The organism is Sinorhizobium sp. CCBAU 05631, assembly GCF_002288505.1.
GTDB classification, from domain to species: Bacteria; Pseudomonadota; Alphaproteobacteria; order Rhizobiales; family Rhizobiaceae; genus Sinorhizobium; species Sinorhizobium fredii_C.
Window position 1 is genome coordinate 518282 of sequence record NZ_CP023065.1, and the last position, 12769, is coordinate 531050.

The window sequence follows — 12769 nt, forward strand, 5'->3', positions numbered from 1 at the left end:
TGGCTCTCCCGTTTAATAGCTGAGCATTATCTTCCGATAAATTTCGACAGATTTGGCCAATTGGTCCAATTCGACGTACTCATTATTGGTATGAGCGCGATCGATACTACCCGGCCCCAACACGATGCAGGGAATTCCTGCCAAGGACAGCTGACTAGCGTCAGTCCCATACGGCACGCCAATATAGTTGCCCGTCCCAGCCACTTCGGCACAGGCTTGCGCCGCCACGGCCGCAATCTTGCTCGACTCGGCGCTATCTGGAGCGGGGTCCTCCAGTGCGGGGAGCAGAGACCGGACGCTGATGTTTTCGCGTTCGCGCAAAGCCTGTAGGATATTCTCCACCTCTTGCAAGGCCTGGTCCGGGCGCTCACCGGGCACCAAGCGCCTGTCGACCCAGATGCGGCACGACGGCGGCACTGTTGTCAGTTCCAATCCCCCTTCGATAAGACTTACTGTCAACGTCGGCGGGCTCACCAGAGGTTGCTTGCGTGAGGCAAGATCCTGGCCGTGCTCGTTGAGCGCCAGAATAACCTTGGCCATGCCTGTTATAGCATTGACGCCAAGGTGGGGTTTGGAGGTATGCGCCGGAATGCCCTGAACCTCAATCTGCCAGCGGACCGAACCTTTGTGCGCGACGACGAGTTCCAATTCTGTCGGCTCGCCTACCACCGCTCCATCATATGAGGTGCCGGAAAGAGCGATAGACCTTGCACCAATCTTTCGGTACTCCTCATCAATGCTGGCAGCGACAACTACGGTCGCATTGGGCTGGCGGTCTCCGAGGCTGCTCAGCGCAATCAACATTGCCGAAAGGGAGCCTTTCGTGTCACAGCTACCTCGACCGTAGACCCGACCATCTTTCTCTTCACCGGAGAACGGGTCAGAAGCCCAATTGTCAGTCGGCACGGTGTCCATATGGGCTACAAATAGGAGGCGCCGATTAAGGTCCTTCCCAGGAACCCAAGTCAGCAAGTTCGAGCGCCCTTCGGCAACATGCTGGAGCTCATACGGGAGATTTCGGTCCTTACAGAACCTCTCAAGGTATTCGGCAACCCTCTGTTCTCCGCCTCCCTTTGACGAAAGGGACGGGTTCACGCTTTCAATTTTGACAAGATCCTGAAGTAGCGTGATGGTATCTGTGCTGAGCGACGACATAAACTCTCCTGCTTCCGTGCTTTATCGCGGCGACCTACTTCAGCCATTTCCTTGTCAGGTCGACAACTTGGTCGATCTCATCCTCTGTGTTATAGAGATGAAGCGAGAACCGAAGCATTCCGCGCCGGGTCGATACCAGGACTTTGTTTTCGGCAAGATAGCGCTGCAATTCCTGAACGAAGGGCGCGGCCTCCTGAGCACCGGAGAGCGTCGCGACGTCACCGAGCGCTACAATACTTCCAGTTTGTTTGCCAGGAGCTCCACCACAAACAGGGAGGCCGAGTTCTAGCAGTCCAGAAGCCAATCGAGCAGTCAACGATGTGACATGATTGTCGATTGCTTCGGTTCCGATCTCCAGCATTTGCCCCATGGAGGCGTATGCAGCGATCATGCCCGGGAAGTTATAATGGCCAACATCGAATCGAGGTGCGCCGGCCCGCAGCTTGGGAGCGTGGAGAATTGGAGCCGATTCCGGCGCATTTCCGAGGTCTACACTGAAACGGGCGAGGTAGGCTGGATTGAGCCGATCAGCCCACTCGCGGCGGCAGTAAAGAAAACCCGATCCATAAAGGCCCATGAGACCTTTCACAGTCGAGACTGCCAAGCCATCCAACCCCATGCGTACAACATCGGTGTGGAGGATCCCTACCGACTGGGTACCATCGGCAAGAAGGAAAGCGCCCAATCGCTTGCAGGCTTCGGCTATCGGTACCGTCACCGTTCGGAACCCAGGGACCATAGTCGCAGTGGAAACAGCGACGACGCGCGTCCTGGAATTGATGGCGTCTATAATCGCGTCGACGGGGATTGCGCCGTTATCCGGCTCCACGACTTTCAGTTCGATATCGTGCAGCGCTTTAATCTGCAGCCAAGGTAAGATGTTGTTCGCATGCTCCAACTGGGGGCAGAGAACCACGCGGTCTCCGGGTCGCCAATCGATCGCGTTGGCGATTATATTGACGCCTTCCGACGCATTCTTGGTGATCGCTACTTCGTCTTTCTCCGCACCGACGAATCGCGCGAATCTGGCGCGGGTTTTTTCAATGTCCTTCAACTGAGGAAGTTCGTCGTTTTCGCCGAGCAATCGATTGTCCAGATGCTGCTCAAAGGACCTTCTTGTGGTTCTGGAGATCAACCCTTGATTCGCAACGTCCATGTAGACGTACTTCTGCGTGGCGGGAAATTCCTCCCGTAGGATATTTAGGGGAAGCAAAGCGCTTTTCGTACAAGTCATGGCGGCTCGTCAAATTGGCGGACGATGAGTGGCCGGTACACGGCCAAAGTCAGCGGGTTGAGGTCCAATGCGTCTGCGCGACAGCAACGGCGGCGCAGTAACCAGCTCGTTGCTGGTGCAGCACTTTACTGCGAGACCGGTGGGAAAAGCGGAGAATTTTCGCGCATCCGTGCAGGATTCCTGCTGATGTGGGGATTTTTTGCAGTTTCAGGTCAATTCCTAAGACTTGCAACACTGGAGCGGCAGAAGTGGTTATCCAAAGAGCGGTAGCACGATTTCTGATCACCTCGTGTTTAGCCACGATGCCGTTCCTTCAAGATGGTGTCGGCCATTTTCTCGGCGACCATCACCGTAGGGATATTCGTGTTGGCTCGCGGGCAGTGCGGCATCACAGAGGCGTCAGCGATCCTAACGCCGGAAACGCCGCGCACCCGGCCCGAGGGGTCCGTTACAGCCATAAGGTCGACGCTGCTTCCCATCCTGCAGCTGGACGTCGGATGCCAATTGCCGGTCACGTTTTCGCGCACGAAACGATCCAGCCGAGCCTCATTGGCAAGAAGATCAGAAAACGTTTGGCCATTCGTGATCACATGCTTTATGAGGCTGCGGCGCGAGTTGGGAGAACTGTCCATTAGCTTGGCTAGTACGTAAGTTAGGCCGTAATTAATGCGATTGATCTTGCTAATCTTCTTTGCTCGCCAGTTCCAAGCAGACGGGAATGGATCGAGTGCGACAGTCGAAAGGGACGGATGGCTCCATAACCGTCCGAGGAAGTGGAAGCCAGCTTTCAATCGCGCCAAATCCCGCTCGTCGCTCAGCCAGTTGAAATCCACCTCGGGCTCGAATTTGTGGGAGCGATGTCTGAGCGTAACTGCTCCAGTGGAATAGCTGCGATTGACCCACAGGAATAGAGATCCAAGACGTTTACCGAGAGGATGCCAAGCCGACTTTGCCACTGCGGATATCGCCATGTCTGTTGAAGGGCAATCGCCCTGGCCCGATGAATAGCGGGCATGCATCTGAATGTGGCCGCTGAGGTTGGACAGCATCCGATCGTTCGGTTCCAAATATCCCGAGATAGCGATTCCAGGATGCTCCTGAAGACCCCGCCCTACACCTGGAACGTGTGCCACGAGGGGGATGCCGAGGCTAGTTAGATGATCCGCAGGCCCCACGCCAGAGCGCATCAAAACTGCAGGGGTGTGAAGCGATCCCGAGCAGAGAACAACGTTTGAGCTGTGAAATATCTGCCGACCGGAACTGTTCTCAAGCTCTACACCTGTAACTGAGTTTCTGGAGAAGATTAGTCGCACCACAGTAGTATTCGGCAAGACTTTCAAGGTGGGCCGGGACCGGGCAGACTTATCCAGGTATGCCATGGCTGTGGACACTCGACGGCCGTCTCGATTCGTCAATGGCACCACCGAGTAGCCGTCGCCAAATTCACCGTTGAAATCGGGTCGAAAGCAAATGCCAGCCGCTTCATATGCCTCGGACACCGCTGTTATGAACCCCGACCAGTTCGACCGAAGAACGCGTTTTATCGGCAACGGACCATCTTTGCCGTGAAACTCCCCGTCGAAGTCCAAATCCGTTTCAAGCCGTCGAAAATATGGCAGGACCTCGTCCCAACCCCAACCGGTCGCGCCATTTGCCGCCCACTCATTGTAGTCGTCAGGACCGCCTCGGTTGGCCACCTGAGCGTTGATGCTGGAGCCACCGCCAACGACTCGGGCCTGTTCATAGTGGGTGGCCCTCCTGCCATCCCGTATCACTCTCGCCTGAAGAGCTGGCCATTGATAATCTGGATTGAAATACGCCCGAGTTGGGTCGCCATCCAGAATATCCTCCGGGATAGCATCGGGGGGCGTGTCGGGACCAGCCTCCACGAGCAGAACATGTTCGCCCGCGGCAGACAGCCTACTTGCCATCACGCAACCAGAAGAGCCGCCACCCACAATTATGTAATCAAATGCCAACTTTGCCCCCGCACTCATGATCTTCATTAGATTTGCTCGGAAAAAGTGGGCAGTGACGAAATCTCAGAGGACATCGCCTACTGCGCTTATGCTGTGACCCATCCTTGTGCCGGCAACAGCCAGTATAAAAATGCGTTTCGATGGTGCGCCCCAGAAATCTGGTACCCTCATGCAGTAATCCTGCGTTTCCTTGGGAAAAGTGCAGCAATCAGGCATTTGCCCCTCGGTTTCAGTAAGCTGCCGAAGTTGGCGAGGAAACCTCGGCAGCGCGGTCTATCGAGACCTACATGGTACTAAATGCCAATAGCCTCATACGCTTCGGCGATCTGTCGAATAGACACGATGTAGGCGGCGGTCCTGTAGTCGCCGACCTCCGGTTGCTTTTCCAGCAGATCGCCGATGCGGGCCCAGGTGCTGCGCATGACGTCTTCTAGCCCTGAACGAACAAGATCGATCTCGGCGCCGCCTTCCAGGAACTCGTCTCGGATATCGGCGGGGAACTCCTTGCCGGTCATCCGTTCGAGCGCTGCAGCGATCGTCTGGTTGCGCCGCTCGCGCCGGCGCCGCTCCATTAAACCGAAGGGGATATGCGTCAGATTCTTGACCCACTCGAAATAGCTGACGACCACCCCGCCGGCATTGACATAGAGATCGGGAAGAATGGTGACGCGACGCGAGCGGAGGATTTTGTCCGCGTCGAACGTGACGGGCCCATTGGCCGCTTCGACGACGAGATGCGACTTGATGCGCTCGGCATTCTCGGCATGAATGGCGTTCTCCATCGCCGCCGGAAGGAGCACGTCGCAGGGCTGTTCGATACCGGTCATATCGCCGGCAAAGGATTTTGCCCCTTCGAAGCCGAGAATGCTGCCGGTCCGGAATTGATGCTGCTTGAGCGCCTCAACGGACAGGCCGTCGGGATTGGCAACGTAGCCATCGCGCTCTGCAACGACGGTGATGCGTGCCCCATCTTCTTCCGACAGGAATTTCGCGGCGTGATAGCCGACATTGCCGAAGCCTTGGACCACGATTGATGCGCCCTTAAGATCGCGGCGGCCGTCGAGACCTTGCGTGCGGGCATCGCGAAGATAGCTCTGGATGGCGAACTGCACACCCCTGCCCGTCGCTTCGGTGCGGCCGGCGATGCCGCCCTTCGACAAGGGCTTACCAGTGACGCAAGCGCGCGCGTTGACGACATCGGTCGGATTGGCACGACGGAACTCATCAACCATCCAGGCCATCTCCCGCTCGCCGGTGCCGATATCGGGAGCCGGAACGTTGACACCCGGTCCGATCAGACCGCGCTTGTTCAGCTCCTGGGTAAAGCGGCGGGTGATGCGTTCAAGTTCCTGCACGGTCCACTCGCGTGGGTCGATCTTCAACGCGCCCTTCGAGCCACCGAACGGCACATCGACCAGCGAGCACTTGAGCGTCATGAGTGCGGCAAGCGCCTCGACTTCCTCGGCATCGGCATTTGGGGCATAACGAATGCCGCCCTTGACTGGTTCGCAGTGCTCGCTATGCACCGAGCGCCACCCGATGAAGCTGTACATGCGGCCACGTAAGCGAACGCCGAAGCGAACCGCGTAGGTCGAGTTGCACTGGATGATCCGCTCTGCCAAGCCCTCCGGCAGATCCAGAAAGGACATGGCATGGCGGAAGTTCTCGTCGACGCTTTCCAGAAAACCAGCCGAACTGACTTCGGACCTGACCGCAGATTCTGGCGCCGTTTGGGACTGAAGCTCCCGTTCTATTGTTGAAAGCACTGGTCTTCCTCTATTAGTTGTTGATCTGTGTGTTTGTTTTGCGCGATGCCCAAACTTCTGTGCCCAATGAATAGGCCAATCGATACACCCGGTTGTCCTGCTCCAAGTCGAGCAAATGACTGCTCAGTTCGCCGGGAAGAGATGAGTGGTTCTTCGGGGGAGCAATGAGTAGATCAAAGTAAACAGCCGGCGGGCAGTGTCGTGGTCTACTCTTACGGCCACCGACAAATGCTCTCTCAGTAACTCAGAGGCTTTGTTATGGATATGGCGTCGGCCCCAATCGAGTTCCTCGAGGTGTTGCAGACCAGGGAAGCGAATTGCTTCGAAGTAGCTTTCACAGACACGGGTGTAGTCCCGAAGCAGGCGGCCGAATTGGCTGAGCGAAAGGTGGTGCATTGTTATATGCTCGCCCGCATCATCTGTGATTTGCATGGCCAACATTCCCTCCTCCAGCTGTATATTCAGCCGGTAAGGCCCATGGTCGTGCCCCACTGGTGCAAATGTATTATTTTCCAGAAGGTCGGAGATCGCGATCGTTCGCTCGTGACCGACCGCTGAGTCTCTGCAATTCAAACAGTGGCGAATAGATATATCGCTAAGACGAAACTCAGGCCCCATGACACTCAGTTCCCATATGGCATCCTCTCGCAGCGGCGTGGTGACGCATTGCATCGCAGCTGCTGGACGAGCTCTGCGACTCCGCAGTGCGTGCGTCCCTCATGTCGACCCACACAGTACCCGGCGAGGCGACGTTGTCCTCTTCATCACTCCGCTTTTGCGGGCCCGGATGAGATTATCCGCCACGGATGCTGCGCCGAATGCTAATTATAGGGCCACGGCGCAGTTTTCAGGCGTATGCGGCGAGGCGCGCGCAGGAATCAGCCTGTAAAGGGAAAATCATTCGAAGACAGGACGTTCCTGGGGCTTATCCGACCCGCCGCAGCCTTCCGGACGCCGAGACCTTATCCGCATCACAGTCCTTTGGGCCCGCGTCCGCTCTAGCCTGACTTGCAGGGTGATCGTTTTGATCGCGCCCCGGGGTTGGTGCAGAGTTCCGACTTTTTGGGACTTCCACAAAGACGGAATTGCTACTACTTCTAGCCATTCGAACATCTTTCCTGCGCCGAAGCGCGCCCTCTCGCTGGATCAGTTCATGGAACTCGACAAGATCGACAGAAAGCTTCTCAACGCGGTGCAACGCAATAACCGTCTAACCACAGAGGAACTGGGCGAACTTGCGGGGCTTTCGGCCACCGCGTGTCAACGGCGCTTGAAAAGACTGCGCGATGCCGGGGTTATTGAAGCTGACGTAGCTATTGTTTCGCCCGAAGCGGTTGGACGTTCGATGCAAATGCTCGTATCGATCAGTTTGGAGCGCGATCGTACAGATATTATCGATCGATTTAAGCAAGCGATCCGAAAAACGCCCGAAATCATGAGCGGATACTATGTTACAGGCGACGCCGACTTCGTCCTCATCATCTCGGTGCGCGATATGGTCGATTATGAAAGGTTCACCCGTCGCTTCTTCTATGAGAACCCCGATATCAAAGATTTCAGCACAATGGTCGTTATGGATCGGACCAAAGTCTCCTTCGCGGTGCCCATTGACGAGTAGACCAGCGCCGATCCTGTCAACCAACTCACAAGTAACGCGCAGCCTGCCCCAGACAAAAAAGCCGCGCACCGGACGACCCGCCTGTACAAGTTGGCGGGGCTAAGTTGCGCACGGCGGCGCGAGAATGCAGATTTCCTGCGCCGAGGCCTGTCGATTCGCAGGAAGTGGAGCCTTTACGGTGCTACATTTATCTGGCGAGCGACGGCATTTTCGATATCTGACGGACAAGAAGCCGCGAGTGCCGCAAATAACAAGGGGAACTGCCGCATCATATGTCCATGCAACACGTGGACGCTATCGGCCTCACATCAAGATCGGGTCAGATATGCGGCGAAAAATGGAGACGTAAGATGGACGATTGGAAAGACGATGACATCACGATCAACCCCATGAGGCGCGCTGTCCTGAGGGGCATGGCTGTATTGGGCATGGCGGCATTCGCGATCGGATCGACGGTAGGTCCGGCCTCGGCGCAGTCGTTGCTAGATAAGATAAAGAATGGAGAAACGATCCGGATAGGCTTCTCCAATGAAATTCCATGGGCTTACCCCGGTGAAAACAACGAGCCGCTCGGCTTTGTCAATGCGATGACCCTCGACATCCTTAAGAGACTGGGCACGACGAAGGTCGAACCTGTTGTAACGGAGTGGGGTTCGCTCATACCCGGCCTGCAGGCCGGACGTTTCGATATTATCACCGGTGGCATGTTCATCCTGCCCGAGCGCTGCCGCAACGTTCTTTTTACTGAACCCCTCGGCAAATTCGGGGACGCACTACTCGTCAGGAAAGGCAATCCGGAAGGGCTACATTCCTATGAGGATGTGCGCGACAAGGGGCTCACCTTCGTCACTGCCTCGGGTTGGCTTTCAGTGAAGGCTGCAAAACAGGTCGGCATCACGGATGACAAGTTCATGGAGGTCGCCGGTGCGGCGGAGGTCTTGCAAGCTGTGAAGGCAGGTCGCGCTGCTGCGGGCGGTGGCGACTATTTCACCATGAAAAAGTTTGCAGATGAGGATGAGAGCGTCGAGCTGGCCGATCCTTTCACTCCGGTTCTACCCGACGGGGCGCCCGCTCTGGCATTCCTCCCCAACCAGCAGGCTGAAGTCGACGCGTTCAACGCCGTACTTAAAGAGTATATCGGTTCCGATCAGATGATGGAGACGGTTACAAAATACGGCTATACTAAAACTAATCTGCCTGGCGGAACCAAGACTTCGGACCTCTGCAAAGGTTAAATGCGGCAGGAACGCTGCCCATGAGCCTGATGGCCACCCCTGCTACATAGCGGGGTGGCCTAGCGAGAGGACAGAACCATGAATGAATTCGCGCTGGGCTTCAGCGTGGCCGCGCTGATGAAAGGTGTCGCTATCACTCTCGTGGTGACCGTTGGGGCATCTTTGGTAGCGATCGTCCTAGGTCTGATCGTTGGCCTTATCCGGATCTCGCCTAGATGGCCGCTACGCTGGCTAGCAGTCATCTATATCGAGTTTTTCCGGGGAACCTCGCTGCTGGTGCAGCTTTACCTGTGGTTCTTCGTACTGCCAATCTTTGGGATTATTTTGTCACCCTGGACCGTTGCGATCCTTGGCGTCGGCATGAACGTCTCCGGCTATGGCGCAGAATTGGTTCGCGCAGCCATCCAAGCCGTAGACCGTGGTCAATATGAGGCGAGCATCGCACTCAATTTCCCACGCAGCGGCATGCTTCGGCGTATCGTACTTCCACAGGCAATTCGCAGCATGCTGCCTGCTTGGGGAAATCTGCTGATCGATCTCCTTAAAGGTACATCGCTCATCTTTTTCATCACCATTACCGAGTTGACCACTGCCTCCAAGTTGGCCGCGGACGCCACGGGTAACTACCTGCTGTTCTTTGCAGTGGCGCTGTTTGGCTATTACTTCATCGCCCGCGCCCTCATTACTCCCTTTGTGCGCTGGCTTGAACGCCGCTTCTCGCGCGGCTTCATACGGGAGGTGCTGGTATGAATATCTGGGATTGGTCCTATGTCTGGGAAGCGCTCCCATATATCTATCGGGGTGCGATTGTCACCGTTCAGGCGACGCTGCTTGGCTTCGCAATAGCGCTGGTGTTGGGTTTGGTATTCGCCCTCATCCGGCAGTCACCGAACCGCTATATATCTACAGCCATGGCGGAAATCGTCGAATTTATTCGTTCCACTCCGCTGTTGCTGCAGGTGTTCTTTGTCTATTTCGTTGGGCCCCAGTTTGGAGTGGTTATCCCTGCTTGGTCCGCGGGCATCGGCGTGTTGGGTATCCACTACGCGGCCTATTGCTCTGAATGCTACCGTGGCGGAATCGAAAATGTCGAGGGAGGGCAATGGGAGGCTTGCACAGCGCTCAACCTTTCAAAGTCACGAAGCTGGCGCGCCATCATTCTGCCGCAGGCAATCCCACCGATTGTGCCCAGTTTAGGGAACTATTTCATAAGTATGTTCAAGGACACGCCAATCTTGGCGGCAATCGCAATCCTTGAGATGCTGCAGCAGGCCAAGAATTTTGGTGCAAACAACTATCGATATATCGAGGCAATCACCATGGTCGGCTTCTTTTATCTCGTATTCAGTCTGGTCGCGTCCGCGATCGTGCAGACGGTAGGATTCTGGCTCAATCGCCGCTATCATCTACAGTAGGAGTTCAGCCATGAACGACCAAACGGTTCGCTTGGAGCGCATCACAAAAGACTACGGCACGGTGGACATGCCAGACACTCTTAATCTCGATGTTGCGGCCAAGGAAAAAGTCACGAGCGAGCCCATGGTCCGCTTCGAGAACGTTGCAAAGCGATATGGCACGCTAACCGTTCTGGACAAGCTCAATCTCGACATTGCTCGCAATGAGAAGGTGTCGATTATCGGCCCCTCGGGCTCGGGCAAGACGACCGTGCTGCGTATGCTGATGACGCTGGAGCGCATCAACGAAGGGGTGATCTGGGTCGACGGGGAGCCGCTCACGCACATGCAGAAGAACGGACAGATGGTAACAGCGAGTGACCGTCATCTGCGGCGCGTGCGCGGAAAGATCGGCATGGTTTTCCAGCACTTTAATCTGTTCCCGCACATGACCGCGCTTCAGAACTGCATGGAGGCGCCGGTGTCAGTGCTTGGGCTCTCCAAGCAGGAAGCTGAGACGCGAGCGGCAGAGCTGCTCGATATGGTGGGGCTCGGCGACAAGAAGTGCCATTTTCCGATCCAGCTTTCCGGAGGCCAGAAGCAGCGCGTAGCTATAGCTCGGGCCCTGGCCATGCGGCCCAAGGTGATGCTGTTTGACGAGGTGACCTCCGCGCTGGACCCGGAGCTCGTCGGGGAGGTGCTCAACGTCATTCGGAAGCTCGGGGCAGAGCATGACCTCACTATGTTAATGGTTACCCACCAAATGGGCTTCGCCAAGGAGTTTTCCGATCGCGTTTGCTTCTTTTACGGCGGCAAAATCGCGGAACAGGGCCCGCCAGACCAATTGTTCTCAGATCCTCAAAACGAGCGGACCCGCCAGTTCCTCAGTGCCGTCCTCGAGGCGGGATAGGCATATGCCCTTGCGATGAGGTTAGTGTCCCTGCGAAACATATACTGGAGCGCTCTCGATTTAAGCGGGAAGTACTCATTTCAGATCGCTCCGTTTCGCCGCGTGGGTCACGTGTTATGCGAGGCTAAGGTTCGTCGCCCCTTGTTGGTGGACAGCCTTCGTCGGCTGCAGAGCCCGGTGGGCATTCTGCAGCTCTGAAAATGGGTCTCGGTCGCTGCCATTTCGCTGACGCAGCTGATCATCAAACAATGGATTGAGACTTCATCACGGGCAAACTAACGCAACACGCGCACGCCGCTAAACGCCGTTTTGCTGCGGCAAAGGTCGATGATTAGCGCAAAGCGACTGACACATGTTGCTACGTTCGTGGTGGTTATCGAGAGCTTCGGTACCCAGAATATCCTTTTTGAGAGGCACAGTGGTGTTTTTGTTGGGCCGGGATGTCTCCACCAGAAATCAGGAACCGCCGCATCCGTAGCTGACGTATGGACATGAGCGGGATCTCACGATGGCGGAAATCGCGGCGAAACCGCGGGCTGGGAGGGCTTGCATTATGAACGAACAGCAACAAACTAAGGTTGGAATTGTCGTAAGACGTGCGATCCTGAGGGCGATGCTCTCCATGGGCATTGCGGCGGTCTTGATCGGCTCGACAGTGGGCGCGGCCTCGGCGCAGTCGCTACTGGACAAAGTCAAGAACGGCGAGACGATCCGGATAGGCTTCTCGAACGAAATTCCTTGGGCTTACCCTGGTGAAAACAACGAGCCGCTCGGCTTCGTGAATGCGATGACTCTGGACATTTTGAAAAAGCTAGGCACCACAAAGGTCGAGCCGGTCGTGACCGAATGGGGCTCCCTAATCCCTGGGTTACAAGCCGGACGTTTCGACATTATCACCGGCGGTATGTTCATCTTGCCGGAGCGATGCCGGAACGTTCTGTTCACTGAGCCACTCGGCAGGGGTGCCGATGGGCTACTAGTGCCAAACGGCAACCCTAAAGCCCTGCATTCCTATCAGGATGTACGCGACAAGGGACTTACGTTCGTTACAGCCGCCGGCTACGACTCCGTTAAGTACGCACAAGAAGTCGGCATCCCTGACGACAAGATCATGCAGGTGGGCGGACCGGCTGAGATCCTGCAAGCTGTCAAAGCTGGCCGCGCCGACGCTGGCGCCGGGGACTATTTCACCGTCAAGAAATTTGCGGACGAGGACGACAGCGTCGAACTGGCCGACCCCTTCACGCCGCCGGTTACCGGCTACCCCGCTTTCGCCTTCCTGCCAGACCAACAGGCCACCGTCGACGCGTTCAACGCGGTGATGAAAGGCTATATCGGCTCCGAAGAAATGATGCGGACTGTTGCTCGGTACGGTTATACTAAAGCGAGCCTGCCGGACGGGACCAAGACTGCGGACCTTTGCAGGCAGTAAACCCTACCTGGATGGCTGCCTAAGAAATTGTCGCTTGATCGCCTCC

General features: G+C 56.3%; 11 protein-coding genes. 6 read left to right on the forward strand and 5 right to left on the reverse strand.

Features of this window, described 5'->3' with window-relative positions; translation table 11 throughout:
* Positions 1-12: 12 nt before the first annotated feature.
* The 5 genes from SS05631_RS29145 to SS05631_RS29165 form a co-directional block, all read right to left on the reverse strand.
* Positions 13-1155 (reverse strand): M20 family metallopeptidase, encoded by a 1143-nt coding sequence (locus tag SS05631_RS29145; RefSeq protein ID WP_037427106.1) that lies wholly within the window; start codon positions 1153-1155, stop codon positions 13-15.
* A gap of 34 nt (positions 1156-1189) precedes the next feature.
* Entirely contained in the window at positions 1190-2311 is a 1122-nt protein-coding gene (locus SS05631_RS29150) for an aminotransferase class V-fold PLP-dependent enzyme (RefSeq protein ID WP_244412426.1), read from the reverse strand.
* Positions 2312-2682: 371 nt separating this feature from the next.
* On the reverse strand, positions 2683-4395 hold the full coding sequence (locus SS05631_RS29155) for a GMC family oxidoreductase N-terminal domain-containing protein (RefSeq protein ID WP_244412428.1): 1713 nt from the start codon (positions 4393-4395) through the stop codon (positions 2683-2685).
* 266 nt (positions 4396-4661) lie between these two features.
* The gene (locus SS05631_RS29160) at positions 4662-6017 is read right to left on the reverse strand and encodes a Glu/Leu/Phe/Val dehydrogenase (RefSeq protein WP_037427109.1); all 1356 of its coding nucleotides are present in this window, start codon (positions 6015-6017) and stop codon (positions 4662-4664) included.
* 240 nt (positions 6018-6257) lie between these two features.
* A complete protein-coding gene (locus SS05631_RS29165) occupies positions 6258-6806 on the reverse strand; it encodes a UPF0262 family protein (protein ID WP_086022820.1) in 549 nt (182 codons plus the stop codon).
* A gap of 481 nt (positions 6807-7287) precedes the next feature.
* Between SS05631_RS29165 and SS05631_RS29170 the strand changes: the two genes are divergently transcribed.
* The 6 genes from SS05631_RS29170 to ehuB (SS05631_RS29195) all read left to right on the forward strand — a co-directional run bounded on the left by SS05631_RS29170 (position 7288) and on the right by ehuB (SS05631_RS29195) (position 12723).
* Positions 7288-7752 carry an Lrp/AsnC family transcriptional regulator gene (locus tag SS05631_RS29170; RefSeq protein ID WP_037427113.1) on the forward strand — a complete coding sequence of 155 codons (465 nt, stop codon included), beginning with the start codon at positions 7288-7290 and terminating at the stop codon, positions 7750-7752.
* Between the two features lie 350 nt (positions 7753-8102).
* Positions 8103-8987 (forward strand): ectoine/hydroxyectoine ABC transporter substrate-binding protein EhuB, encoded by an 885-nt coding sequence (ehuB, locus tag SS05631_RS29175; protein ID WP_348225565.1) that lies wholly within the window; start codon positions 8103-8105, stop codon positions 8985-8987.
* 78 nt (positions 8988-9065) lie between these two features.
* Positions 9066-9737 (forward strand): ectoine/hydroxyectoine ABC transporter permease subunit EhuC, encoded by a 672-nt coding sequence (gene ehuC / locus SS05631_RS29180; protein ID WP_037427115.1) that lies wholly within the window; start codon positions 9066-9068, stop codon positions 9735-9737.
* Positions 9734-10402 (forward strand): ectoine/hydroxyectoine ABC transporter permease subunit EhuD, encoded by a 669-nt coding sequence (gene ehuD / locus SS05631_RS29185; RefSeq protein ID WP_037427118.1) that lies wholly within the window; start codon positions 9734-9736, stop codon positions 10400-10402. Before ehuC ends, ehuD begins: the two co-directional genes overlap by 4 nt.
* A gap of 67 nt (positions 10403-10469) precedes the next feature.
* Positions 10470-11291, forward strand: a complete 822-nt coding sequence (gene ehuA, locus SS05631_RS29190; RefSeq protein ID WP_050988432.1) for an ectoine/hydroxyectoine ABC transporter ATP-binding protein EhuA — start codon at positions 10470-10472, stop codon at positions 11289-11291.
* A gap of 553 nt (positions 11292-11844) precedes the next feature.
* Positions 11845-12723 carry an ectoine/hydroxyectoine ABC transporter substrate-binding protein EhuB gene (ehuB, locus tag SS05631_RS29195; protein WP_244412430.1) on the forward strand — a complete coding sequence of 293 codons (879 nt, stop codon included), beginning with the start codon at positions 11845-11847 and terminating at the stop codon, positions 12721-12723.
* The last annotated feature ends 46 nt before the right edge of the window (positions 12724-12769 follow it).

Coding starts and splice junctions, on each gene's coding strand:
- SS05631_RS29145 (WP_037427106.1), bottom strand. CDS start 1,155: ATGTCGTCGCTCAGCACAGATACCATCACGCTACTTCAGGATCTTGTC.
- SS05631_RS29150 (WP_244412426.1), bottom strand. CDS start 2,311: ATGGACGTTGCGAATCAAGGGTTGATCTCCAGAACCACAAGAAGGTCC.
- SS05631_RS29155 (WP_244412428.1), bottom strand. CDS start 4,395: ATGAAGATCATGAGTGCGGGGGCAAAGTTGGCATTTGATTACATAATT.
- SS05631_RS29160 (WP_037427109.1), bottom strand. CDS start 6,017: ATGTCCTTTCTGGATCTGCCGGAGGGCTTGGCAGAGCGGATCATCCAG.
- SS05631_RS29165 (WP_086022820.1), bottom strand. CDS start 6,806: ATGCAATGCGTCACCACGCCGCTGCGAGAGGATGCCATATGGGAACTG.
- SS05631_RS29170 (WP_037427113.1), top strand. CDS start 7,288: ATGGAACTCGACAAGATCGACAGAAAGCTTCTCAACGCGGTGCAACGC.
- ehuB (WP_348225565.1), top strand. CDS start 8,103: ATGGACGATTGGAAAGACGATGACATCACGATCAACCCCATGAGGCGC.
- ehuC (WP_037427115.1), top strand. CDS start 9,066: ATGAATGAATTCGCGCTGGGCTTCAGCGTGGCCGCGCTGATGAAAGGT.
- ehuD (WP_037427118.1), top strand. CDS start 9,734: ATGAATATCTGGGATTGGTCCTATGTCTGGGAAGCGCTCCCATATATC.
- ehuA (WP_050988432.1), top strand. CDS start 10,470: ATGCCAGACACTCTTAATCTCGATGTTGCGGCCAAGGAAAAAGTCACG.
- ehuB (WP_244412430.1), top strand. CDS start 11,845: ATGAACGAACAGCAACAAACTAAGGTTGGAATTGTCGTAAGACGTGCG.